This window comes from Streptomyces sp. NPDC052701 (genome assembly GCF_040678355.1).
Taxonomy (GTDB): domain Bacteria; phylum Actinomycetota; class Actinomycetes; order Streptomycetales; family Streptomycetaceae; genus Streptomyces.
Genome location: NZ_JBFATO010000011.1, coordinates 121440 through 146511, shown reverse-complemented (window position 1 = coordinate 146511; position 25072 = coordinate 121440). Strand labels below are relative to the sequence as shown.

17 protein-coding genes, 1 tRNA gene and 2 pseudogenes are annotated in these 25072 nt (G+C 74.5%); 1 reads left to right on the top strand and 19 read right to left on the bottom strand.

Features of this window, described 5'->3' with window-relative positions; translation table 11 throughout:
- Positions 1-156 precede the first annotated feature (156 nt).
- The 12 genes and pseudogenes from AB0L29_RS15560 to bldG all read right to left on the bottom strand — a co-directional run.
- A pseudogene (locus AB0L29_RS15560) lies at positions 157-270 on the bottom strand (glycosyltransferase family 2 protein); the annotation flags it as partial.
- A 195-nt stretch (positions 271-465) separates the two neighbouring features.
- A tRNA-Thr gene (locus AB0L29_RS15555) sits at positions 466-542 on the bottom strand.
- Between the two features lie 155 nt (positions 543-697).
- A complete protein-coding gene (locus AB0L29_RS15550; protein WP_365827270.1) occupies positions 698-2299 on the bottom strand; it encodes an alpha/beta hydrolase in 1602 nt (533 codons plus the stop codon).
- 131 nt (positions 2300-2430) lie between these two features.
- Positions 2431-3636, bottom strand: a complete 1206-nt coding sequence (locus AB0L29_RS15545; protein ID WP_365827268.1) for a DNA polymerase III subunit delta' — start codon at positions 3634-3636, stop codon at positions 2431-2433.
- 240 nt (positions 3637-3876) lie between these two features.
- Positions 3877-7134 carry a dTMP kinase gene (gene tmk / locus AB0L29_RS15540; RefSeq protein WP_365827266.1) on the bottom strand — a complete coding sequence of 1086 codons (3258 nt, stop codon included), beginning with the start codon at positions 7132-7134 and terminating at the stop codon, positions 3877-3879.
- Positions 7135-7287: 153 nt separating this feature from the next.
- Complete coding sequence (topA, locus tag AB0L29_RS15535) at positions 7288-10119, bottom strand: type I DNA topoisomerase (protein WP_365827264.1); 2832 nt, start codon at positions 10117-10119, stop codon at positions 7288-7290.
- Between the two features lie 246 nt (positions 10120-10365).
- Positions 10366-10563 carry a hypothetical protein gene (locus tag AB0L29_RS15530; RefSeq protein WP_365827262.1) on the bottom strand — a complete coding sequence of 66 codons (198 nt, stop codon included), beginning with the start codon at positions 10561-10563 and terminating at the stop codon, positions 10366-10368.
- 392 nt (positions 10564-10955) lie between these two features.
- Entirely contained in the window at positions 10956-12536 is a 1581-nt protein-coding gene (locus AB0L29_RS15525) for a class I SAM-dependent methyltransferase (protein WP_365827260.1), read from the bottom strand.
- Positions 12537-12593: 57 nt separating this feature from the next.
- Complete coding sequence (locus AB0L29_RS15520; RefSeq protein ID WP_365827258.1) at positions 12594-13190, bottom strand: small secreted protein; 597 nt, start codon at positions 13188-13190, stop codon at positions 12594-12596.
- Between the two features lie 198 nt (positions 13191-13388).
- Positions 13389-15794 carry a sodium-translocating pyrophosphatase gene (locus AB0L29_RS15515; RefSeq protein WP_365827256.1) on the bottom strand — a complete coding sequence of 802 codons (2406 nt, stop codon included), beginning with the start codon at positions 15792-15794 and terminating at the stop codon, positions 13389-13391.
- Positions 15795-16082: 288 nt separating this feature from the next.
- On the bottom strand, positions 16083-16520 hold the full coding sequence (locus AB0L29_RS15510) for an ATP-binding protein (protein ID WP_365827254.1): 438 nt from the start codon (positions 16518-16520) through the stop codon (positions 16083-16085).
- A 108-nt stretch (positions 16521-16628) separates the two neighbouring features.
- The gene (gene bldG / locus AB0L29_RS15505; RefSeq protein WP_003991900.1) at positions 16629-16970 is read right to left on the bottom strand and encodes an anti-sigma factor antagonist BldG; all 342 of its coding nucleotides are present in this window, start codon (positions 16968-16970) and stop codon (positions 16629-16631) included.
- 79 nt (positions 16971-17049) lie between these two features.
- Between bldG and AB0L29_RS15500 the strand changes: the two genes are divergently transcribed.
- Entirely contained in the window at positions 17050-19557 is a 2508-nt protein-coding gene (locus tag AB0L29_RS15500) for a DEAD/DEAH box helicase (protein WP_365827252.1), read from the top strand.
- 268 nt (positions 19558-19825) lie between these two features.
- Here the strand turns inward: AB0L29_RS15500 and AB0L29_RS15495 are convergent.
- The 7 genes and pseudogenes from AB0L29_RS15495 to ssd form a co-directional block, all read right to left on the bottom strand.
- Positions 19826-20164, bottom strand: a pseudogene (locus AB0L29_RS15495) (Rv3654c family TadE-like protein); the annotation flags it as partial.
- A 122-nt stretch (positions 20165-20286) separates the two neighbouring features.
- A complete protein-coding gene (locus AB0L29_RS15490; protein ID WP_365827250.1) occupies positions 20287-20649 on the bottom strand; it encodes a TadE family type IV pilus minor pilin in 363 nt (120 codons plus the stop codon).
- Positions 20636-20836 carry a DUF4244 domain-containing protein gene (locus AB0L29_RS15485; RefSeq protein WP_365827248.1) on the bottom strand — a complete coding sequence of 67 codons (201 nt, stop codon included), beginning with the start codon at positions 20834-20836 and terminating at the stop codon, positions 20636-20638. The genes AB0L29_RS15490 and AB0L29_RS15485 overlap by 14 nt, the downstream gene beginning before the upstream one ends.
- 201 nt (positions 20837-21037) lie before the next feature.
- Positions 21038-21826 (bottom strand): type II secretion system F family protein, encoded by a 789-nt coding sequence (locus AB0L29_RS15480; protein WP_365827246.1) that lies wholly within the window; start codon positions 21824-21826, stop codon positions 21038-21040.
- On the bottom strand, positions 21823-22698 hold the full coding sequence (locus AB0L29_RS15475; protein WP_365827244.1) for a type II secretion system F family protein: 876 nt from the start codon (positions 22696-22698) through the stop codon (positions 21823-21825). The genes AB0L29_RS15480 and AB0L29_RS15475 overlap by 4 nt, the downstream gene beginning before the upstream one ends.
- Positions 22682-23890, bottom strand: a complete 1209-nt coding sequence (locus AB0L29_RS15470; protein ID WP_365827242.1) for a TadA family conjugal transfer-associated ATPase — start codon at positions 23888-23890, stop codon at positions 22682-22684. Before AB0L29_RS15470 ends, AB0L29_RS15475 begins: the two co-directional genes overlap by 17 nt.
- Positions 23887-25014 carry a septum site-determining protein Ssd gene (ssd, locus tag AB0L29_RS15465; protein WP_365827240.1) on the bottom strand — a complete coding sequence of 376 codons (1128 nt, stop codon included), beginning with the start codon at positions 25012-25014 and terminating at the stop codon, positions 23887-23889. Before ssd ends, AB0L29_RS15470 begins: the two co-directional genes overlap by 4 nt.
- Between the last annotated feature and the right edge of the window lie 58 nt (positions 25015-25072).

Sequence of the window (25072 nt, the reverse complement as noted above, 5' to 3'; positions counted from 1 at the left end):
ACATCGGAGCCGGTCCGGGGGTGCGCGCGTTGCACGCGTCACTCGGGGGAGTGTCGCCGCCGCGGCCGGGTCCGGGACGCATCAGGGTCCCGGTCGACGGAGGTGAACGACCGGGACCCGCGTCCACCGCCGGCGCCACCGGCATCGGCCGGCCCGCGGCCGTCCCAGCCGGGTGAGCCGCCGCACCGTCCGCCGGCGCATTGGCCGCCGTTCGCCCGCCGGCATCCGCACGCCCTCCAAGAATCCGGCGAACCAGGCGCGTAGCCCCCGGGGCCGGCCGGCGGTTCCGTACGAGGGTGAGCGGCACCCACATCCCGGGGGGACGAGCGGCAGCGGCAGGCCGACCGGACCCGGTTGCGGGCGCCAGCCGGCGTCGGCCCCGCCGCGGGGCACGTCCACACCCTGCCCTCCGGGAGGCGGAAACCAAGGACCCCAGGTCGGATGCTCTCCGGCCTGGGGTCCCAGTGGAGCCGCTTTCGGGATTCGAACCCGAGACCTACGCATTACGAGTGCGTTGCTCTGGCCATCTGAGCTAAAGCGGCGCGCTGTCCGCACCATGGTGCGATCAGCAACGACGGTAAGTCTACACAGTTTCCGGGGGTGCTTCGTACCGGCCCCGGAGGCGGGGCTCACGGGGCCGGGGGCCGGGACCGGGGGCCGGGACCGGGGGCCGGGGCCGGGGGCCGGGACAGCACGGCTAGGCGCAGCGCTTGCCGTCCGCCGGCGGGGTGCCCCTCAGGAGATAGGCGTTGATCGCGGAGTCGATGCAGCGGCTGCCGCGGCCGTAGGCGGTGTGGCCGTCGCCCTCGTAGGTGAGCAGGCGGGCCGAGGAGAGCTGACGGGCCAGGGCCTGCGCCCAGCGGTACGGCGTCGCCGGGTCGCGGGTGGTGCCGACCACGACGATCGGGGCCGCGCCGGCGGCCTTGATGCGGTGCGGCTCGCCCGTGGCCCGCACCGGCCAGTACGCGCAGTTCAGCGAGGCCCACGCAAGGCCCTCACCGAAGACCGGGGACGCCTTCCGGAAGGAGGGCAGCGCCCTGCGGACCTCGTCGGGGGTGTCGAAGGCGGGCGGCAGGTCCAGGCAGTTCACGGCCGCGTTGGCGGACATCAGGTTCGAGTAGCGGCCGTCGGGGCTCCGCTCGTAGTAGCTGTCGGAGAGGGCGAGCAGGCTCGCGCCGTCGTCCTCCTTCGCCGCCGCCGACAGCGCCTCGCGCAGCTGCGGCCAGGAGCTCTCGTCGTACATCGCCGCGATCGCGCCGATGGTGGCGAGCGACTCGGTGAGCCGGCGGCCGGCGGCGTCGCCGGTGGGCAGGGGCCGCGCGTCCAGCCTCGTGAAGAAGGCCTTCAGGTTCTTGCCGGCCTGCTCGGGCCCGGTGCCCGGGCCGCCCAGGGGGCAGCCGGACCGCCGCACGCAGTCCTTCGCGAACGACCGGAACGCCGTCTCGAAGCCCGCCGTCTGCTCCAGGTTCAGCCGACGGGCGGGCAGCGACGGGTCCATCGCGCCGTCCAGCACCAGCCGGCCCACCCGGTCCGGGAAGAGCCCGGCGTACGTCGCCCCGAGGAACGTCCCGTACGACGCCCCCACGTAGTGCAGCTTTTCGTCGCCGAGCACCGCCCGCAGGATGTCCATGTCCCGGGCCGCCTCGACGGTGGAGACGTGCCGCAGCAGCTCGGGCGCGTCCGCTCCGCAGCCTTCGGCGAACGTCCGGTGCGCGTCGACGAGCCCGTCGGTCTCCCGCCGGTCGTCCGGCGTGGTGTCCGTCTGCGTGTACGCGTCCATCTCCCGCCCGTCCAGGCACTCGACGGGCTCGCTGCGGGCCACGCCCCGCGGGTCGAGGCCGACCATGTCGTAGCGGGCCCGCACCTCGGCCGGGTAGCCGAGGCCGGCGTACGACTGCAGGTAGTCGACCGCCGAGCCGCCCGGTCCGCCCGGGTTCACCAGCAGCGAGCCCAGCCGCTCGCCGGGGCCCGTGGCCCTCTTGCGGGCGACGGCGAGCCGGACTTCGCCCGCGGACGGCCTGGCGTAGTCGAGCGGGGCCTTGAGCGTGGCGCACTGGAAGCCGGGGGCGCCGCAGTCGCGCCAGGCCAGCTTCTGCCCGTAGTACGGGGAGAGCGCGGCGGGCGTGGAGCGCGGCAGCGCCACCAGGGCCGCCGTCCCCGCGGCGTTCGCGGCCGCCGGGCCGGTGGTGGTCGCCGTGCTGCCGGACGAGCAGGCGGAGAGGAGCAGCGCGGTGGCGAGGAGGGCCGCCCCGGTGCGCGCTGCGGTACGGGCCCTGCGGTGGGTACGCCTTGTGTCCATCTACCGAGCGTAACTCTGTGCGACGAATTGAACGCGCTGCGCGCACGTCGTGCCTCGTACGAGTGACGCGGCCGGCGTGCTTCCGGCCCGGGCGCCGGTCGCGGACGGGGGCGGGGGCGAGGGCGGCCGGTTCAGCCCGCTCTGAGGGCCATCGTCATCGCCTCCACCGCGAGCAGCGGGGCCACGTTGCGGTCGAGGGCCTCGCGGCAGGCGACGATCGCCTCGATGCGGCGGAGCGTGGACTCGGGCGTGCTGCCGCGGGCGATGCGCTCCAGGGCGTCCTCGGCGTCGGTGTTGGCGAGGGCGGTGCGCGAGCCGAGCTGGAGGGCGAGGACGTCGCGGTAGAAGGAGGTGAGGTCGGTCAGGGCCAGGTCGAGGCTGTCGCGCTGCGTCCGCGTCCTGCGGCGCTTCTGCTTGTCCTCCAGGTCCTTCATCACGCCCGCCGTGCCACGGGGCATCCGGCCGCCCTGGGCCGCGCCGAGGGCGGTCTTCAGCTCCTCGGTCTCCTTGGTGTCGGTCTCCTCGGCGAGTTGCCTGGCGTCGTCGGTGGCCGCGTCGACGAGTTCCTGGGCGGCCCTGAGCGCGCCGCCGACGTCCTCGACCCGCAGCGGCAGCTTCAGCACGGCGGCGCGGCGCTCGCGGGCGGCCGGGTCGGTGGCCAGTCGGCGGGCCCGGTCGACGTGGCCCTGGGTGGCGCGGGCGACGGCGGCGGCGACGTCCGGCTCGATGCCCTCGCGCCGGACGAGCAGGTCGGCGACGGCGTCGACCGAGGGCGTGCGCAGGTTGAGGTGGCGGCAGCGGGAGCGGATGGTCGGCAGCACGTCCTCGATGGACGGGGCGCACAGCAGCCACACCGTGCGGGGGGCGGGCTCCTCGACGGCCTTGAGGACGGCGTTGGCGGACTTCTCGTTCAGCCGCTCGGCGTCCTCGACGAGGATGACCTGCCAGCGGCCGTTCGCCGGGGACGTGAACGACTTGCGGACGGTGTCGCGCATGTCGTCGGCGAGGATCTGCGTGCCGACGGCGGCGACCGTGGTGACGTCGGCGTGGGTGCCGACCAGGGCGGTGTGGCAGCCGTCGCAGAACCCGCAGCCGGGGGCGCCGCCGAGCGCCCGGTCGGGGCTGACGCACTGCAGGGCGGCGGCGAACGCCCGCGCCGCCTGGTTGCGCCCGGCCCCGGGCGGTCCCGTGAACAGCCAGGCGTGCGTCATCTTCGACGCCTCGGGCGGGGGGGTGTCGGCGGCGGCCGCGGTGACCAGGGCGTCGGCGTCCCGGGCGGCGGCGGTGAGCTGCTCGCTCACCTTCTCCTGCCCGACGAGGTCGTCCCACACGGTCATGGGTCACGCCGCCCTTCCGTCACGTTCAGCTTGCGGGATCCATTGTGGGGGTGAGCACTGACAGCGGGCGCCGGCGGACCGCCGGCGGGAGAGCCGGCCGTGGCGGGCGCGCGGGGTTTCCCCGCAGTGCCGGCCCGCCACCGGCCCGGCGCCGGTCACGCCCCGGCGCCGGACGGGTGCCGGCCACGACCAGCGCCGGGCGGGTGCCGGCCCCGGTGCTGGTCGTGGCCGGCAGGCCCTTCAGCGGCGCCGGCCCCGGCCCCCCTCGTCGCCGGGCTCGTCCTCGCGCAGCCCCAGCAGCTCGTCCGCCAACGTCGGCAGGTCGTCCAGCGGGGTCTCCTCGGCCCAGTCGGACCGCTGCCGCCGCCGGGGGGCGTCCTCCGCGCCGACCTGGGGCAACTCGCGCGTACGGTCCTCGGTGCCGTCCGGCCGGGCGCCGGCGCGCTCGTCCCGGAAGAAGCCCGGCGGCACCCGGTCCGCGGGGCGCTCCCCCGCCACGGGCGGCAGCACGGCCGTCCTCTCCGCGTCGTCCGAGCGCACCGGGGGCAGCACGGCCGTCTCGTCCGCCGCGCCCGGGGGAACCGGACGCGGCCCCGCCGTCCCGTCCGCCGCCCCGTGCGGAACCGGCGGCTTCGGCAGCTTGGCCGTCACCTCGGCGTCGGAACCCCCGGCAGCCCTCCTGGAGGACTCGGAGGATCCGGAGGACCGGCCGCCCGACGGCCCGGAGGCCCCCTCGGCCCCCTTCCCCGGCACCCGGGGCAGCACCGCCGTCTCCTCCGCCGGCCCACCGGAGGCGTCCGCCGGCGACGGCACGGCCGCCGCGTCCGGGGCGGGGGCGGCCGCCGCACGGCCGAAGGCCCCGGGAGCCGCCGACTCCGGCCCGGCCTCCGCCGCGGCCGCCGCCGCCTCCGCCAGCCGCCGCGCCTCCTCGGCCCGCAGCAGCGCCTCCTCGGCCTTGCGCTGCTTCTCCAGCCGCCGCGCCTCGGCCTCGGCACGGATGCGCGCCTCTTCCTCGGCCTGCTTGCGGCGCCGCTCCTCCTCGGCCCTGCGGCGGGCCTCCTCCTCGGCCCGCGCCTTCTCCTCCGCGAGGAGCCGTGCCCGCTCCTCCTCGGCCTTCCGGCGGGCCTCCTCGGCCCGCCGCCGGGCCTCCTCCGCCTGCCGCTCGGCCTCGCGCCGCTGCGCCTCCTCCAGCTCGCGCCGCTTGCGCTCCTCCTCCTCGGCGCGCAGCCGCGCCAGCTGCTCCTGGCGCTCGCGCTCCAGGCGCTCCTCCTCGGCCTTGCGGCGCGCCTCCTCCTCGGCCCTGCGGCGGGCCTCCTCCTCGGCCTTGCGCCGGGCCTCCTCACGGGCCCGGATCTCCGCCTCGGACAGCGGCAGCACCTGGTCCAGCCGGTGCCGGATCACCGTGGTCACCGCCTCGGGCTCCTGCCCGGCGTCGACGACCAGGTACCGCCCGGGGTCGGCCGCGGCCAGCGTCAGGAAACCGGCCCGCACGCGCGCGTGGAACTCGGCGGGCTCCGACTCCAGCCGGTCCGGCGCCTCGGTGAACCGCTCGCGGGCGGTCTCCGGGGCGACGTCCAGCAGGACGGTGAGGTGCGGAACCAGCCCGTTCGTCGCCCAGCGGTTGATCCGGGCGATCTCGGTCGGCGACAGGTCCCGGCCCGCGCCCTGGTAGGCCACGGACGAGTCGGTGTAGCGGTCGGAGATGACCACCGCGCCGCGTTCCAGGGCCGGCCGTACGACCGTGTCCACGTGCTCGGCGCGGTCGGCGGCGTACAGCAGTGCCTCCGCCCGGTGCGACAGGCCGGCGCTCGACACGTCCAGCAGGATCGAGCGCAGCCGCTTGCCGACCGGCGTCGCCCCCGGCTCGCGGGTCAGCACGACCTCGTGGCCCTTGGAGCGGATCCACTCGGCGAGCGCCTCGGCCTGCGTGGACTTGCCGGCCCCGTCGCCGCCCTCCAGGGCGATGAAGAAGCCGGAGGCGGCGGGCGCCTGCTCGGGGTCGTCGCCGCGCAGCAGCGCGTCGCGCAGGTCCTGGCGCAGCGGCACGCCGGAGCGGTCGTCGACCTTGGCCAGCACCAGTGCGGCCACCGGCAGCAGCAGCGCGCCGACCAGCATCAGCGTGAAGGCGGCGCCGCCGTGCGCGAAGACGAACTTGCCGTTCTCCAGGCGGTGCGGTCCGATCCCCGCCGCGACCAGCGGGGCGACGACCGCGCCGAGCGCGACGAAGACCCGGACGACCGCGTGCAGGTGCTCCGTCGTGCGGGCCCGCCGGAAGTCCTCGGTCTCCTGGTCGAGCAGCGTGTGCCCGGTGTTGGCGGCCAGGCCCGCGCCGGCGCCGGCCAGCGCGACGATCAGCAGCACGGCGGTGACGTCCGGCACCAGTCCGGCGGCCAGCAGCGCGATGCCCGTGAAGGCGATCGCCATCGCCAGCAGCCGCCGCCGCGACAGGGCTGGCAGGACGGCGGGCGCCGTGCGGATGCCCGCGACGACACCGCCGGTCAGCGCGCCCACCAGCAGCCCGAACAGCACGGGGCCGCCGCCCAGGTCCCTGGCGTGCAGCACCGACACGGCGACCGCGGCGGAGACCGCCGCGGCGACGGACGCGCACGCGAGCACCAGCAGCGGCGTCACACCGGTGCGGCCCTTGTCGGCGCCCGTGCCGGTCCTCGGGCGGCGCAGCCCCTCCAGCGGCGACCGCGCGCGCGGGGTGCGCGTGCCGGGCAGCTCCAGGAAGATCAGCACGGACAGGGACGCGGCGAACAGCCCGGCCGCGACGTAGGAGGCGAGGGCCGCCTGGTGCCGGGCGAACCAGTCGATGCCGGCGCCGAGCAGGTTGTTGAGCAGCGCCGCGGCGACGAGCGCGGCGGCCGCCAGCGGGATCGCCGCGAAGCCGGTCCGCAGCGACAGGCGGCGCAGCGCGTCCATGTGGTCCGGCAGCGGCCGTATCGACGCGCCCTCCGGCGGCGGGGCGGGCAGCAGCGCGGGGGCCGCGCTCTCGCGGCAGACCGTCCAGAAGCGCTCGGCGGCACCGGCGACGAACGCGGTGACGAGGAGGGCGGCCGGCGCGTTGCCGGGCGTCCAGTCGATCCACAGCGGCGCGACGATCAGCAGCGCGGCGCGCAGCCCGTCCGCGGCGACCATGGTCCAGCGGCGGTCGAGCGGACCGTCCTGGGAGGTGAGTGAGGTCAGCGGGCCGAGGAGGACGGCGCCGAAGAGGAGGGTGGCGAGGATGCGCACCCCGAAAACGGTCGCCACTGCGAACGCCGCGCCCCGGTAGCCGCCGCCGAACGAGCCCTCGACGATCACGGTCTGCAGGGCGAGGGCGACCAGGACGAGGAGGGCGAGGGTGTCGCCCACACCGCCCACCAACTGGGCGCTCCACAAACGCTTCAGCTGCGGTCGGCGCAGCAGGGCGCGTACGGCGCGCTCGCGGGAGTCCGCGACCAGGGCTTCGTCGGGGGCCGGCTGAGGGGCCGTGGGCTGCTCGGCTCGCGTCATGCTTTCAGCCTATCGGGACCCGCTCCCGCCCTGGAGGACCCGTCCTGGCATGCGCACGCCCCGACACCGAACCGATGCCGGGGCGTTGGTTTCGCGAACTCCTGGTGCCCGCGCGCGCAGCGCCGGGCGTGCGCCCGGCACTCGGCGGCCGGCTCAGTCCTCCGCCGCCGCCTTGGAAGCGGTCGCCTTCTTCGCGGCCGTCTTCGCGGTGGTCGCCTTCTTGGCGGTCGTGGTCTTCTTCGCCGCGGTCTTCTTGGCGGCCGTCGCCTTCTTGGCCGGGGCCTTCTTCACGGCGGTCTTCTTCGCCGTCTTCTTCGCCGGCCCCTTCGCCCGCTTCTCGGCGAGCAGCTCGAAACCGCGCTCCGGGGTGATGGTCTCGACGCTGTCGCCGGAGCGCAGGGTCGCGTTGGTCTCGCCGTCGGTGACGTACGGGCCGAAGCGCCCGTCCTTGACGACGACCGGCCTGCCGCTGACCGGGTCGGTGCCCAGCTCCTTCAGCGGCGGCTTGGCGGCCGCGCGGCCACGCTGCTTGGGCTGGGCGTAGATCGCCTGCGCCTCCTCCAGCGTGATCGTGAAGATCTGGTCCTCGGACTGCAGGGACCGCGAGTCGGTGCCCTTCTTCAGGTACGGGCCGTAGCGGCCGTTCTGCGCGGTGATCTCCTGGCCGTCGGTGTCGGTGCCGACGACCCGCGGCAGCGACATCAGCCTCAGCGCGTCCTCGAGGGTCACCGTGTCCAGGGACATCGACTTGAACAGCGAGGCCGTGCGCGGCTTGACCGCGTTCTTGCCGGTCTTCGGGGTGCCCTCGGGGAGGATCTCCGTGACGTACGGGCCGTAGCGGCCGTCCTTGGCGACGATCGTGTGGCCGGTGGCCGGGTCGGTGCCCAGTTCGTAGTCGCCGCTCGGCTTGGCGAGCAGTTCCTCGGCGAGCTCGACGGTCAGCTCGTCCGGCGCCAGGTCGTCCGGGATGTCGGCGCGCTGGTGCTGCTCGGTGTCCTTCTCGCCGCGCTCGATGTACGGGCCGTAGCGGCCGACGCGCAGCACGATGCCGTTGCCGACGGGGAACGAGGACACCTCGCGCGCGTCGATCGCGCCCAGGTCGGTCACCAGTTCCTTGAGACCGCCGAGGTGGTCCCCGTCGCCGTTGCCGGCGTCGGCCGCGCCGCCGATGCCGTTGGCCTCGCCGAAGTAGAACCGCTTCAGCCACGGCACGGCCTGCGCCTCGCCGCGCGCGATGCGGTCGAGGTCGTCCTCCATCTTGGCGGTGAAGTCGTAGTCGACGAGCCGCCCGAAGTGCTTCTCCAGCAGGTTGACCACGGCGAAGGACAGGAAGGACGGCACGAGCGCCGTGCCCTTCTTGAACACGTAGCCGCGGTCGAGGATCGTGCCGATGATCGACGCGTACGTCGACGGGCGGCCGATCTCGCGCTCCTCGAGCTCCTTGACCAGCGACGCCTCGGTGTAGCGGGCCGGGGGCTTGGTGGCGTGCCCGTCGACCGTGATCTCCTCGGCGGTCAGGGCGTCGCCCTCGGTGACCTGCGGCAGCCGGCGCTCGCGGTCGTCGAGCTCGGCGTTCGGGTCGTCGGCGCCCTCGACGTAGGCCTTCAGGAAGCCGTGGAAGGTGATCGTCTTGCCGGACGCGCTGAACTCGACGTCCCGCCCGTCGGCGGTGGTGCCGCCGATCTTCACGGTCACGCTGTCGCCGGTCGCGTCCTTCATCTGGGAGGCGACCGTCCGCTTCCAGATCAGCTCGTAGAGCCTGAACTGGTCGCCGGTCAGCCCGGTCTCCGCGGGCGTGCGGAAACGATCGCCCGAGGGCCGGATGGCCTCGTGCGCCTCCTGCGCGTTCTTGACCTTGGCGGCGTACGTCCGCGGCTGCGGCGGCAGGTAGCCGGCGCCGTACAGCTGCGTGACCTGGGCGCGGGCGGCGGCGATCGCCGTGTCGCTCAGGGTCGTGGAGTCCGTACGCATGTACGTGATGTAGCCGTTCTCGTACAGCTTCTGCGCGATCTGCATGGTCGCCTTCGCGCCGAAGCCGAGCTTGCGGCTGGCCTCCTGCTGCAGCGTCGTCGTACGGAAGGGGGCGTACGGCGAGCGGCGGTACGGCTTGGACTCGACGGACCGCACGGAGAACCGGGTGTTCTCCAGGGCGGCGGCCAGGGCGCGGGCGGTGGCCTCGTCGAGGTGGAGGACGTTCGCGCTCCTGAGCTGCCCCAGGGAGTCGAAGTCGCGGCCCTGCGCGACCCGCCTGCCGTCGACGGCCTGCAGGCGGGCGACCAGCGACGACGGGTCCGACGGGTCTCCCGCGCGAGTGGGACCGGGCCTGGAGGAGAAGGTGCCCGTCAGGTCCCAGTACTCGGCGGAACGGAACGCGATGCGCTCGCGTTCCCGCTCCACGACGAGCCGGGTGGCGACGGACTGGACGCGGCCGGCGGACAGCCGGGGCATGACCTTCTTCCACAGGACCGGCGAGACCTCGTAGCCGTAGAGGCGGTCGAGGATGCGGCGGGTCTCCTGGGCGTCGACCAGCCTCTGGTTGAGCTGGCGCGGGTTGGCCACGGCCTCCCGGATCGCGTCCTTGGTGATCTCGTGGAACACCATGCGCTTGACCGGGATCTTCGGCTTGAGGACCTCCTGGAGGTGCCAGGCGATGGCCTCGCCCTCCCGGTCCTCATCGGTGGCGAGGTAGAGCTCGTCGGAGTCCTTCAGCAGGTCCTTGAGCTTCTTGACCTGTGCCTTCTTGTCGGCGTTGACCACATAGATCGGCTGGAAGTCGTGGTCGACGTCCACACCGAGGCGGCGCACCTCGCCGGTGTACTTCTCGGGCACCTCGGCGGCGCCGTTGGGAAGGTCGCGGATGTGCCCGACGCTCGCCTCGACGGTGTATCCGGGGCCGAGATAGCCCTTGATCGTCTTCGCCTTGGCAGGCGACTCGACGATGACGAGTCGGCGGCCGCCCTTCGCGGTCTCGCTGGTCGGGGACAACTTCGCTCTTCTCTCCGGTCGACGCTGGGGCCTCCCCAGGCCTGTGCTCCCGGGGTCGGGTAAGTGGTGACGCTGCGGAGTGTGACGGTACATCCCGCCCCCGTGTCAAACGGGAAAAGCCCGCAACGGCCACTCGAACGGTAACCCGACTACCACCATTCCTGCCGCCCGGAGTACCGGGCATCCTGGCGGCGGTATGCGGAGCGAGGTCTCCCCTTTACCGTCCGGCGCCGCCCGCCGTCCCCCTCAGACGCAGGTGAAGCACCACACGCCCAGGATCAGGGCGATCACCGCGGCGAGGGCCGCCACGGCCGCCGATGCGACGGGGCTCACGCCGTGGGCGACGGGCCGGCGCTGCCGTGCGCGGGTCGCGGTCCATACCAGCAGGCCGCTTCCGAACAGGGAGAACACCATGCCCGTGAAGATCGCCGGTCCGCTCTCCATGGCCGCCCGTACCCCTCTTCTCCCGTCCACGCGTGCCCGGTGCCGGGAGGCTGACACGCTCGGGCGGCAGCCAGGCGAACCCGGGGTGAACGCGGAAGGGACGGCGCCGTGGATCACGCGTGCCCGGACCGCGGGGGCGCGCCGCGAACCGCCGCGCGCCCTGAGACCACGGACGCCGGACCCCGGGCGGCACGTTTTTGGTCCCGGCGGCCAGAAAGGCTCGAAATGGTGGGCTCCGAGCCTGTTCGGCACGGCTCGGAACGGTGGGGCCCCGAGCCCGCCCGGCACAGCTCAAAACGGTGGGCCCCCCGAGCCCGCCCTGCGAGCCCCGGGCCGATGGGCCCCGCCCCTGCCCGGCGAGGCCCGAAACGCCGGGAGCCCGGCGGGCCCGCTCAGCCGGCCGGCTCCAGGAATCCCTGCTCGACCAGCAGCCGGATCTGCGCCGGTGTGCGGTCGCGCAGCAGCACCGGGTCCTCGCCGACCAGCTGGGCGATGGCGTCCAGGATGCGGCCCGCGCTCATCGTGCCGTCGCAGACGCCCGCGAAGCCCGCGCCGATCGTGTCCACCCGGGTGGCCCGGCGCATGCCGCGGTTCTGGCGCAGCACGACGTGCTCCGGATCCTCGGCGCCGGGCAGCCCGACCTGCTCCTGGACGACCTCGGCGGCCAGCTTGAAATGCGCTTCGAGCAGCGCCGCGTCGTCGTGCGCGCGCAGGTAGTCGAGCCGGTCGAAGTGCGCGCGGACCGTGTCGCCGAGCGGCTGCTCGACCGGATGCGGCCACTCCTCCGTGGTGATGGACGGCGCGGCGGCGTCCGTCCTGCGCAGCGTGATCCAGCCGAAGCCGACGGCCCTCACCTTGCGGGCCTCGAACTCGTCGAGCCACGCGTCGTACCGCGCCTGGTAGCCGGCCACGTCGCCCCGGTGGTCGCCCGCGTCCCGCAGCCACAGCTCGGCGTACTGGGTGACGTCCTGCACCTCGCGCTGCACGATCCAGGCGTCGCACCCACGGGGCACCCACGACCTGAGCCGGTCCTGCCAGTCCTCCCCCTCCACGTGCTGCCAGTTGGCGAGGAACTGCGCGAACCCGCCCACGTTCAGCCGTTCCCCCGCCTCCTGGACGAGCGTGCGGCACAGGTCGTCCCCGCCCATCCCGCCGTCGCGGTAGGTGAGCCGGGCGAACAGCGGGGCGTCGCGGAGCGACCCGGTGGGGGGCGAGGACGGGAGACGGGTGGGGGAGATCACGAACGGCGGGTTCGACACGATCAGGTCGTAGGTCTCCCCCTGCCTGACCGGCGCGAACAGCGACCCTTCGCGCAGGTCGGCCGCCGGGGCACCGGACAGGGCGAGCGTGAGGGCGGTCATGTGCAGCGCGCGCGGGTTGACGTCGGTCGCCGTCACGCGCGTGGCGTGCCGGGCGGCGTGCAGCGCCTGGATGCCGGAGCCGGTGCCGAGGTCGAGGGCGGAGGAGACGGGCGTGCGGACGGTGATGCCGGCCAGCGTCGTGGAGGCGCCGCCGACCCCGAGGACGACGCCCTCCTCCCGGCGGCCGATCCCGCCCGCGCCCCCGACCGCGCAGCCGAGGTCGGAGACGACGAACCAGTCCTCGCCGTCGAGTCCGCCGTACGGCCGGACGTCGACGGTGGCGGCCACGTCGTCGCCTGCGTCCCCGCCGACGCGCACCAGCCAGCCGCTCTCCAGGCACACGTCGACGGGCAGGACGTCCGCCGCGCGCGCGTGCGGCACCGGCTGCTGCAGCAGGAACAGCCGTACGAGCGTCTCCAGCGGTGTGTCCCCGCGGGTCGCCCGGAGCGCGGGCACGGTCTCACCGCGCGCGAGCGCCGCGTACGCCGGAGCGCCGAGCAGTTCGAGCAGTCCGTCGGCGGTGAAGGAGGCTCCGAGCAGCGCGTCCCGGAGCCGTGCGGTGACGTCGGGGCGGCCGGAGGAGGGCAGGGGTGACAGGCTGGCGTTGCTCACACCCCCATTGTGGCCGTCCGGGCCGCCCCCGCGCGTCCCCGCGCCGTCCCGGCTCCGTCAGCTCGAGGGGGCCGGTGCTGATCCGGAGGCCGCCTTGCAGCTGGCCTGCCGGGCCATCGCCTGGCCGACCTCGCCCTCCTCCAGCGTCCGCAGGGCGTCGTTGCCACTCCTGCTCAGCTTGTCCAGCTCGGTGGCGATGTCCTTGAGGCCGTCGGCGAACTTCGCCTGGTCCTTGGTGTTCAGCTCGTCGACCTGCTTCTGCAGGGACGCGTACGACGAGGAGATGCCGTTGAGCTCCTGCACGGCGTCCTTCTGCTTCTTCTCGCCGTTCTCCACGTCCGGCGCGCCGGCCTTCTGCACGGCGGCGCCGATCGCCTTGTAGGCGGCGGACATGTCCTGGAAGGCCTGGGAGTCGGTCTTCTGGACCTCCTCCGGCGTGCTGTTGTCCGAGGTCTCCTTCTGGATCGCCGCGTTGGCGGCCTCGATCTTCCTGGCCTGCGGCTGCACCGCGTCGCAGACCTGCTTCGCCCAGGAGTCCAGCTTGTCGTTGCCGTTGTCGTCGCCGCCGCCGCATCCCGACAGCGCCAGTACCAGTACCGCACCGCCGGACAGTGCGGCCGCGAGCTTCTTGTTCACCGGATTGGTCCCTTCCATGGCTCTCTCGGCCCCGGAACATACACGCCAGATGGGCGACAACCGCGTGTCGAACACCTATTAAGACCTTTTTGTGACCATTTGCACCAAGCGAGAGAAGGCTCACGGCGAGGACGTGCCCCCGCACACGGTGCGGGCGGGCGGCGCGTCAACGCGCTCCGCCCGCCCGCACCTTGGGCCGGGACCTGTGGCCGGTCGCTACGAAACCACCGCGGGATCGGCCGACTTGGACTTCCGTGGGACGTTGTCCTCGTCGCCCACGGCGATACCGCGCCGCTTGGAGACGTAGACCGCGCCGACGATGACGGCGAACGCGAGCGCCGCGATCAGGATCCGCACCCCGATGCTCTTGTCGGCGCCGTAGGAGAACTTGATGACCGCGGGCGCGATGAGCAGCGACACCAGGTTCATGACCTTCAGCAGCGGATTGATCGCGGGACCGGCGGTGTCCTTGAAGGGATCGCCGACCGTGTCGCCGATGACGGTGGCCGCGTGGGCCTCGCTGCCCTTGCCGCCGTGGTGGCCGTCCTCGACGAGTTTCTTCGCGTTGTCCCAGGCGCCACCGGAGTTGGCGAGGAACACCGCCATGAGCGTGCCCGCGCCGATCGCGCCCGCCAGGAAGGCGCCCAGCGGCCCGACGCCGAGGGTGAAGCCGATGAAGACGGGCGCCATCACGGCGAGCAGACCGGGGGTGGCGAGTTCGCGCAGGGCGTCCTTGGTGCAGATGTCGACGACCTTGCCGTACTCCGGCTTCTCGCTGTAGTCCATGATCCCGGGCTTCTCGCGGAACTGCCGCCGCACCTCGAAGACCACCGCACCCGCCGACCGCGACACCGCGTTGATCGCCAGCCCCGAGAAGAGGAAGACGACCGCCGCGCCCGCGATGAGACCGACGAGGTTGTTGGGCTGGGAGATGTCCATCATCAGGCTCATCGGCGCCCCCGCCCCGGACAGCTGCTCGCCCACGTCCCGCGCACCGGTGATGATCGCGTCCCGGTACGAGCCGAACAGCGCCGCCGCCGCGAGTACGGCGGTGGCGATCGCGATGCCCTTGGTGATGGCCTTGGTGGTGTTGCCGACGGCGTCCAGGTTGGTGAGCACCTGCGCGCCCGCGCCCTGGACGTCGCCGGACATCTCGGCGATGCCCTGGGCGTTGTCGGAGACCGGCCCGAAGGTGTCCATGGCGACGATCACGCCGACCGTGGTGAGCAGGCCGGTGCCGGCCAGCGCCACCGCGAACAGCGCCAGCATGATCGACGTGCCGCCGAGCAGGAACGCCCCGTACACGCCGAGGCCGATCAGCAGGGCGGTGTAGACGGCCGATTCCAAACCGACCGAGACACCGGCGAGGACGACGGTGGCCGGGCCGGTGAGCGAGGTCTTGCCGATGTCCCTGACGGGCCGTCGGCTGGTCTCGGTGAAGTAGCCGGTCAGTTGCTGGATCAGGGCGGCGAGGACGATGCCGATGGCCACCGCCACGAGCGCGAGGATCCGCGGGTCGCCGTTCTTGCCCTGGACCACCGCGTCGGTCACGCCGTCGAGTTCGGAGTACTTCCCGGGCAGGTAGACGTAGACGGCCGCCGCCACCAGCACGAGCGAGATCACCGCGGAGATGAAGAACCCGCGGTTGATCGCGGTCATGCCGCTGCGGTCGGCGCGCCTCGGCGCCACCGCGAAGATGCCGATCATCGCCGTGATCACACCGATCGCGGGCACCAGCAGCGGGAAGGCGAGCCCGGCGTCGCCGAACGCCGCCGAGCCCAGGATCAGCGCGGCGACCAGGGTCACGGCGTACGACTCGAAGAGGTCGGCCGCCATGCCCGCGCAGTCGCCGACGTTGTCGCCCACGTTGTCGGCGATGGTCGCGGCATTGCGCGGATCGTCCTCCGGAATGCCCTGCTCGACCTTGCCGACCAGGTCGGCGCCGACGTCGGCGGCCTTGGTGAAGATGCCGCCGCCGACCCTCATGAACATCGCGATGAGGGCCGCGCCGAGGCCGAAGCCCTCCAGCACCTTCGGCGCGTCGGCCGCGTACACCAGCACCACGCAGGAGGCGCCCAGCAGGCCGAGCCCCACCGTGAACATGCCGACGACGCCGCCCGTGCGGAATGCGATCTTCATCGCTTTGTGCGAGACGGCGGTGAGATCCTTTTCCGGCTCGCCCTGCGCCGGGGTCGCTTCGCGGGCCGCCGCGGCGACGCGCACATTGCTGCGCACGGCGAGCCACATGCCGGTATAACCGGTGGCCGCCGAGAACGCCGCGCCGATCAGGAAGAACACCGATCGTCCGGCACGCTGATTCCAGTCGTCCGCGGGCAGCAGCATGAGCAGGAAGAACACGACGACGGCGAATACGCCGAGCGTGCGCAGCTGACGGGCCAGATAGGCGTTCGCGCCCTCCTGGATCGCCGCCGCGATCTTCTTCATGCTGTCGGTGCCCTCGCCGGCCGTGAGCACCTGGCGCACCAGGACGCCCGCGACCACGAGCGCCGCCAGGGCGACGGCCGCGATGACCGCCACGAGCACGCGGTTGTCGTCGGTCAGGACGGCGGCCGCGAGATGGGTGGAGTGAACCGGCTGATGTGAGAGGGAAAGCTCCGCCATTCGTCCTCCTTGACGCTTGGGCTGAGCTCAAGATGTGGACGGGATTGTAGGTACCGGAACCTGATCAAAACAGTGCGCGATAAATCGAATCGGCCGCCCCGGTAATGCCTTGAAAGCATTCCCGCACGGTTCGTTGATCGCTCGTTGAGCACAGCAAATGATCGTGAACGAATTCACGCAATGCGTCATACAGCAACCACTGTAAGCGCGGGCACTGACCCCCGCACATGCCGAAGGGCCCCACGAGTGGGGCCCTTCGGAAAAGAGGAGTGCGCGCGAGCGGCCGGATCAGGCGAGAACCGTCGGCGGTGGCGTGGTCGGCCACCGCATGCGGATCTGCCCGCCCCGCTCCCCCGTGGTGACCTCGACGTCGTCGACGAGCCCGCTGATGACCGCGAGGCCCATCTCGTCCTCGTCGGTCTCCACATCGCCGTCGCCGGGCGCCGAGCCGTTCACCCGACTGCCGGGCACGGCGTGCGGGGCCTCGTCGCCGACCTCGATGGAGAACTGCTTCTCCTCCTCGATCAGCAGGACCTTCACGGGTGCCGAGACCCCGCTGTTGCGGTGCAGCCCGACGGCCCGGGAGCAGGCCTCGCCGACGGCGAGCCGCACCTCGTCGAGGACGGCCTCGTCCACTCCGGCCCTGCGCGCCACCGCCGCCGCCACCAACCGGGCGGTCCTGACGTGCTCGGGCAGCGCGCTGAAGCGGAGCTCAACGGTGGCCATGCATCCCCCTCGCGACTACGGGCGTGCTCAGGGGGCCGGGCCGCCGAAAGCCCACGCCCCCGCGTTCTTCGGTTCTGCGGCCCCGGGCGCCGGGCCCGGGGCCGGTGGTCAGTCGGTGGCCGCCACCGCTTCCTCGACCGAGGTGTGAATCGGGAACACCTTGGTGAGGCCGGTGATGCGGAAGATCTTCAGAATGCGTTCCTGGTTGCAGACCAGGCGCAGGGAGCCCTCGTGGGCTCGCACACGCTTCAGGCCGCCGACCAACACGCCGAGACCGGTGGAGTCGAGGAAGTCCACACCCTCCATGTCGACGACAAGGTGGAAACTGCCGTCGTTCACCAGCTCGACCAGCTGCTCGCGCAGCTTGGGCGCGGTATATACGTCGATTTCGCCACCGACCCTGACGATCGTGCGATCGCCCATGGTCTCGGTCGACAGGGACAGGTCCACGGATCCTCCAGCACCTTGCTATCGAGCGGTCGCCCTTGGGGCATCTCGGCTTCGTCCTCTGGACGGTTCGCCAGCCGCGATGGCATTCAATCACTTACCGGCAGGCGTGCACGACGCCTTGGCCCCATTGTCCGTCACGCCAGTGACACACTCGGTGCCGATGGCCAAGAATCACCGATCCGATCGACCCTCGACGGACCCCGCTTTCCGGCCCGCACCGAGCACGGTCCTGGACCGCCTCGCCGCCGGGCCGGGCCGGGCTACGCGCATTACCCATACGGAGCACTTGCCCCCACGTGAGGGTCGCCATGCCGCCTGGCCGGTACGGATCCGCGCGGAGGTGATCGCGGCGCTGCGGGCCGCGGGCATCGAGCACCCCTGGGCGCACCAGGCGCGCGCCGCCGAGCACGCCCTGGACGGCGACTCCGTCGTCGTCGCCACCGGCACGGCCTCCGGCAAGTCCCTGGCCTACCTCGTACCGGTGCTGTCCACCCTCCTGGACGGCTCCGAGGCCCCGAACGGCCGCGGCGCCACCGCCCTGTACCTCGCGCCCACGAAGGCGCTCGCGGCGGATCAGTGCCGGTCCGTGAAGGACCTCTCACGCCCGTTGGGCCATTCGGTGCGCACCGCGGTCTACGACGGCGACACCCCGTTCGAGGAACGCGAGTGGATCCGCCAGTACGCCACCTACGTGCTGACCAACCCGGACATGCTCCACCGCGGCATCCTCCCCTCGCACCCGCGCTGGTCCTCCTTCCTGAAAGCGCTGAAGTACGTCGTCGTCGACGAGTGCCACACCTACCGCGGGGTCTTCGGCTCGCACGTCGCCCAGGTGCTGCGCCGGCTGCGCCGCCTGTGCGCGCGCTACGGCGCCTCGCCGGTGTTCCTGCTGGCCTCGGCGACCGCCGCGGAACCCGCGGTGGCCGCCCGCCGCCTCACCGGCCTGCCGGTGGTGGAGGTCGCCGACGACGCCTCCCCACGCGGTGAACTGGTGTTCGCCCTGTGGGAGCCCCCGCTGACGGAGCTGGAGGGCGAGAGGGGCGCGCCCGTCCGCCGCACGGCCACCGCCGAGGCCGCCGACCTGCTGACGGACCTCACCGTGCAGGGCATGCGCTCCATCGCCTTCGTCCGGTCCCGGCGCGGCGCCGAGCTGATCTCCGTCATCGCCCGGGAACGCCTCGCCGAGGTCGACCGCTCCCTCGCCCGGCGCGTGGCGGCGTACCGCGGCGGCTACCTCCCCGAGGAGCGCCGCGCCCTGGAACGCGCCCTGCACTCCGGCGAACTCCTCGGCCTCGCCGCGACGAACGCCCTGGAACTCGGCATCGACATCTCCGGTCTGGACGCGGTCGTCATCGCGGGCTACCCGGGCACGCGGGCGTCGCTGTGGCAGCAGGCCGGCCGGGCGGGGCGGTCCGGGCAGGGCGCCCTCGCCGTCCTGGTCGCCCGCGACGACCCGCTGGACACCTTCCTCGTCCACCACCCCGAGGCCCTGTTCGACCAGCCGGTGGAATCCACGGTCCTGGACCCCGACAACCCGTACGTCCTGGCCCCCCACCTGTGCGCGGCGGCCGCGGAGCTGCCGCTGACGGACGACGACGTCGAACTGTTCGGCCCCACGTGCGAGGAACTGCTCCCCCAGCTGGAGGCCGCGAAGCTGCTGCGCCGCCGGACGAAGGCCTGGCACTGGACCCGCCGGGAGCGGGCCGCCGACCTGACGGACATCCGCGGGGAGGGCGGACGGCCGGTCCAGGTCGTCGAGGCCGGGACGGGCCGGCTCCTCGGCACGGTCGACGCGGGCGCCGCCCACTCGACGGTGCACGAGGGCGCGGTCCACCTCCACCAGGGCCGCACGTACCTGGTGCGATCACTGGACCTGGAGGACTCCGTCGCCCTGGTCGAGGAGGCCGCCCCGCCGTACTCGACCGTCGCCCGCGACACGACGTCGATCTCCGTCCTGGAGACGGACATCGAGGTCCCGTGGGGCGAGGGCCGCCTGTGCCACGGCTCCGTCGAGGTCACCAACCAGGTCGTCTCCTTCCTGCGCCGACGGCTCGTCACCGGTGAGGTGCTGGGCGAGACGAAACTCGACCTCCCGCCCCGTACGCTGCGCACGCGCGCGGTGTGGTGGACGGTCACCGAGGACCAGCTGGACCGGGCCCGCGTCGGCCCGGAGATCCTCGGGGGCGCCCTGCACGCCGCCGAGCACGCGTCGATCGGCATGCTGCCGCTCTTCGCGACCTGCGACCGCTGGGACATCGGCGGCGTGTCGGTCCCGCTCCACCCCGACACGCTCCTGCCCACGGTCTTCGTGTACGACGGCCATCCCGGCGGCGCGGGCTTCGCGGAGCGCGCGTTCCGCACCGCCCGCGCCTGGCTGACCGCCACCCGCCAGGCCATCGCCTCCTGCGAGTGCGACGCCGGCTGCCCGTCCTGCATCCAGTCCCCCAAGTGCGGCAACGGCAACGACCCCCTGCACAAGAGGGGCGCCGTACGGCTGCTCACGGTGCTGCTGGAGGGGGCACCGGCGCAGGCGCCGCGGGAGCGGGCGCCGGGTGTGCCGGCGGAGCAGGAGCAGGAGCAGGGGTAGGTTCCCGGCGCCCGTCAGGAGCGGTCGGCTCGTCAGGAGCGGTCGGCTCGTCAGGAGCCGCCGGTGAGGCGGCGGGCAGGGGCTTTCGGCGGGCCGCCGGCGGAGCGCCCGGCCGGTCCTGGCCGGCGGACGCCCGCAGAGCGGCCGCGAGCGGCGCCCCGGCAGCCGTCGGTGAGGCACCTGGCCGAACCCCGCCGAAAGCCGTGGGCGGGACCCCCGGCGGACGGTCCGCCGGCACCGCCGGCGCAACCGGCCCCGCATCGCTTCCGGGCCCCGCGGGGCCCGCCCGTGCCCTGACCTCCGCCGCGAACGGCCCCCGTCCCGACGCCGCCGTCACGTCGGACACGTCGCCGGTGACCGCGCACCGCACGAGTCGCGCGCCCTGTGCCCGGGCCACCCGTTCGGCCCGGGCACAGGCCGCCGCCTCGCCCTCCGCCCAGCGGTCCGCCGCGGCGAGCGCCGCGAGATCCGCTCCCCCGGCCGCGCGGTGCCGGGCCACGACGGCCTGCCCCAGGGCGAGGACGACGCCGAACACCACGCACAGCACGGCGATCGCTCCGACGCTCCAGACGGTGGCGGAGCCGCGGTCGGAGCACCGCACGGGCACCGGCCGGGGGCCGGGGCGCCGGACCGCTGCGCGGCCACGGCCGCACCACCGGGGGGACCCGGGCGCACCACCCTGGCCCCGGCCCCGGTCGCCCCCGTCCCACCGGTCCCGCGAGCGGCCCCTCATGGTCCGGCCTCCACCGACGCCACGGCCTCCTCCCGCACGTCGAACGGCAGGCCACGCAACAGCGGCGGCCTGGCCGCGACGACCACACGGACCCGGTCGTCCTCCCTGCTGACCGTGACCCGCGCACCGGCCGGGGCCACCTCGCGGGTCACCCGGACGACCGCGTCGGCCGGATCCTGGCGGGCCGCCGCACGGGCCCCCGTCCGCGCCGCGTCCACGCACTGGATCTGCGCGGCCACCACCAGCAGCCCCCACACGAGCGCGGTCGCGAACATCACCAGCACGGGCAGCGCCACGGCCGACTCCGCCGTCACGAATCCCTGGTCGCCCCTGCCCGCGCCCCGCTCACACCCCCGCATCGAGCGCCCGTTTCACGATGCCCTGCAGTTCGGCGCTGACCGTTCCGCTGGTGACCACCTTGTAGAGCACCACGGCGAACGCCACCGCCGCCACGATCCCCATCGCGTACTCGGAGGTGACCATCCCCGCGTCCCTGCGCGTCCTCGCGCGCGCCCCGCGCGCCCAGGCGCGCAGTCGTACCCACATCACCCGACACATCTCAACCCCCGTGTGGAAGAGTCCTGTGAAGCAGCGGGGAGTCCTGTCGGAACCGCTGCCCGTCCTTCGCCTGTCATCCGCTCGCCGTCGACCGCTCGGCGTCCCCGCCGGCGCTCGACACCGCTCACCGGAACCCGGTGCGCTCAGCCGCACTCGACGCCGCCCACCGGCCGCCGGCCCGTACCCGCGTCATCCACCCCCTCCCCGCACCCCGTCCGCCAGCCCGATCACCACGGGCAGCACGCCGACCGTGATGAACGCGGGCAGGAAACACAGCCCGACCGGCACGGTGACCAGGACGGACGCCCGCCGTGCCCGTGCCGTCGCGGCCCGCGTCCGGTCGGCGCGCGCATCCGCGGCGAGCCGGGCGACCGGTGTGGCGGCGGGCAGCCCGGACACATCGGCCCGCTCCAGCAGCCGGGCCAGGGCCCCGGCGCCCGGCGTCGAGGCCAGCCGCCGCCAGGCCGCGCCCGGTTCGCCGCCGAGCCGCACCTCCGCCGCTCCCCGGGCCAGCGCGTCCCCGACCGGCCCGCCCAGGGCCTCGCCCACGGCCTGTGCCGCGACGACCGGACCGGCGCCCGCCGCGATGCAGGCCGCCACCAGGTCGGCCGCGAGCGGCAGTTGCCGTGCCGCCCCCGCGGCGTCGCGCTCCGACGCCCCCGTACCGGCGGCCGCCTGCCGCAGTCGCCACCGCCACAGCCCGGCCGCGCCGGCCACCCCGGCCACGACACCGGCGAGGCCGCCGACCAGCACCCATCCGGCGCAGGCCACGCCCACCAGGGGCAGCCACCGTCGCACGGCGCTCCACAGCGCGCGGCTCGTGACGGCCGCAGCCGCCGGCTCCGGGGCGAACACCCCGGCCAGTCGCCGTCGCGCTCCGCGTGCACACCGCGCCTGCCTCAGCCGGCGCGCCAGCCAGTCGAGCACCAGCACCGTCCCCACGGCCGCTCCCAGCCTGTGGACGACCTCCCCGCTCACGCCACCGCCTCCGCTCCCCGAACGATGCGCAGGACCCACCACAGCCCGAGCCCCTCCAGCACGCCACCGGTCAGCAGGCATCCAAGGCCCGCCCCGGTGTGCAGCAGCACGTGCAGCGGATCGGCGCCGAGGGCGGTGCCGAGGCCCAGGCCGAGGGCCGGCAGCCCGGCGAGCATCACCGCCGTGGAGCGGGCGCCGGCCAGCTGGGCACGCAGGTCGGCCCGTTGGTCCCGCTCGGCGCGCAGTGCCCCTTCGAGCCGGTCGAGTCCGGCCGCGAGCCCGGCTCCCTGGTCCACGGCCACCCGCCAGCACGCCGCCAGTCCCCGCAGCCCTTCGGCGCCCGGTTGCCGTGCGGCGGCCGTGAGCGCGCCCGGGACGTCCCCGCCGAACCGCGCCGCCGCCAGCACCGCCGCCTGCGCCCCGCCGAGCCCGCCGGAGTCGCGGGCGGCGTACCGCAGCGCCTCGCCCGGCTGCCGCCCCGCCCGCACCTCCCCGGCGAGCGATCCGCACAGGGCGATCACCGCGTCGCCCTGGCGTTCCCGGGCGCGCCGTGCCTGCCCGGCCAGCCGCACGCGCCGCAGCAGGGGCACGCCGGCCGCCCCCGCGACCAGCGGCAGCACCGACGCGCCCAGCACGGCCAGCACCAGCCCGGCGGCCGGCGACCACCACTCGGCCCGCAGCCGTCCGCGGATCCGTCGCGGCCCGGTGGCCAGCCGTCGCCACGCGGACGGCCCGCTCCCCACCACGCCACCACCGCCCGCGAGCAGCAACCGCGCCCGCCGCACTCCCGGCTGCCGCCCGCCCGACAGCCAGGCCGCCGCCCCCAGGCACGCCACGGCCGCGCCCAGCGACATCTCAGTCGTCCCGTCCATCACCCGATCCCCCTTCACCACCGCCGTTGCGAAGCAGCTCCCGCAGCCGCTCCCACCCCCGCTCGTACGCGAAGGCCTCCGCGCCCCACCGCAGCGCCGGAACCGTCCGCACCAGTCCTGACGGGCCCCGCTCCAGCACGTGCACCTCGGCGATCCGCCGCCGCCCGGTCCGGTCGCGCACCAGGTGCAGGACCACCGACAGCGCGGCCGCCAGCTGGCTGTGCAGGGCGGCCCGGTCGAGCCCGGCGGCCGTCCCGAGCGCCTCCAGCCGGGCCGGCACGTCCGCGGCGGCGTTGGCGTGGACCGTGCCGGCGCCCTCGTGGCCCGTGTTCAGCGCGGCCAGCAGATGCGCCACTTCGGGCCCGCGCACCTCGCCCACGACCAGCCGGTCCGGCCTCATCCGCAACGCCTGCCGTACCAGGTCCTCGAGGGTGACGAGCCCGGCGCCCTCCTGGTTGGCGGGTCTGGTCTCCAGGCGCACGACGTGCGGATGGTCCGGCCGCAGTTCCGCCGAGTCCTCGGCGAGCACGATCCGCTCCGCCGGTCCGACCAGCCCCAGCAGCGCGCTCAGCAGCGTCGTCTTGCCGCTGCCGGTGCCACCGCTGATGAGGAAGGACAGCCGTGCGTCGAGCAGCGCCCGCAGCACGCGGTCCCCGCCCGGGGGCACGGTGCCCGCCGCCACCAGTTCGCCGAGCGTGAAGGCGCGCGGCCGCACGACGCGCAGCGACAGACAGGTGCAGCCGACGGCGACCGGAGGCAGCACCGCGTGCAGCCGGGTGCCGTCGGGGAGCCGCGCGTCGGCCCACGGCCGGGCGTCGTCGAGCCGGCGTCCCGCCACGGCGGCCAGGCGTTGCGCCAGGCGCCGTACGGCCGCCGCGTCCGGGAAGGACACGCCGGTCAGCTCCAGTCCCCCGCCCCGGTCCACCCAGACCCGGTCCGGCGCCGACACCAGCACGTCGGTCACCGACGGATCGGCCAGCAGCGGCTCCAGCGGCCCGCTGCCGACCAGCTCGGAGCGCAACCGCTCGGCCGCGCCCAGCACCTCGGCGTCCCCGAGCACCCGCCCCTGTTCCCGCAGCGCCTGCGCCACCCGCGCGGGCGTCGGCTCGGCCCCGCTCTCGGCCAGCCATTGCCGCACCCCTTCCAGCAGTGCCGGGCCGCCCGCTCCCTCGAACCCCGCGGGCGTGCTCATGAGGTGCCCGCCTCGATGAGCGCGCGCTCCCAGAACTCCTTGCAGAAGCGCGCCAGGGGCCCGCGCGGCGCCGCTCCCGGCGGCTTTCCGCTGCCGCTCGGCCGCAGCAGCCCGGCCTCGACCGGAACCTGGCCCGCGAGGGGCAGCCGGAGCAGCCGGGCCACCTCACGGTCGTCGAGGCCGGGTGCGCAGGGCCCGCGTACCGCCACCCGCAGGTCGCGCAGGACCATGCCGACGGCGGAGGCGACACGTCCGGCCGCCGCGACGGCACGCAGCTCGGCGGGCACCACCAGCAGCCCCAGGTCGAGCTGGGTGAGGACCTCGGCGACCCCGTCGTCGACGCGGCGCGGCAGGTCGACGACGACCGTGCCGCCGCGGCGGCGGGCCGCCGCGAGCACCGCCCGTACCGCCTGGGGCGGCACGGCGACGCAGTCGCCGCGGTCCCAGCTGAGCACGCGCAGCGAGTGCAGTCTGGGCAGCGACTCCTCCAGGGCGCCGCCGCCGACCCGCCCGCGCGAGGCGGCGAAGGCGGGCCAGCGCAGCCCTTCGGCCGTCTCACCGCCGAGGAGTACGTCGAGTCCGCCGCCCAGGGGATCCGCGTCCACGAGCAGGGTGCGCAGCCCCTCCCGCGCGGAGGTGACGGCCAGCGCGCACGCGAGCGTGGACGCCCCGGCCCCGCCGCGCCCGCCGATGACGCCGACGGTGAGGGCGGGCCGGCCGACGCCCTCGGCGACGTCGGCGATGCGGTCGACCAGCCACTGCTCGCCGTCGGGCAGCATCAGGACGTGGTCGGCGCCGATCTCGACGGCCCGCCGCCAGACACCGGAGTCGTCCTGGTCGCGGCCGACCAGCACCACTCCGCGTCTGCGCGCGGCCCCGCGTACGCGCCGCGCGGCGTCGTCGCCGACCAGGACGAGCGGCGCGGCCTCCCAGCTGCCGCTGCGCTCGGGCACCCCGGGGTGGACCTCGGGTGTGGCGCCGGCCGCCGCGCACAGGCGCAGCAGGTCGTCGAGGAGTTCGGCGTCCTCGGTGACGATCAGTGGTCCGCTGCGCCGCCCTCCGGCGGCGGGCGGTGGATCGTGTGTGACGGCTCCAGGCACGGTCTGCGTCCCCCTTCGCTGCATCTGTCGCGCGGCCCCCGTGGCCCCGCGATTCCCTGCGTGTGAAGAACCGGCAAGCGGT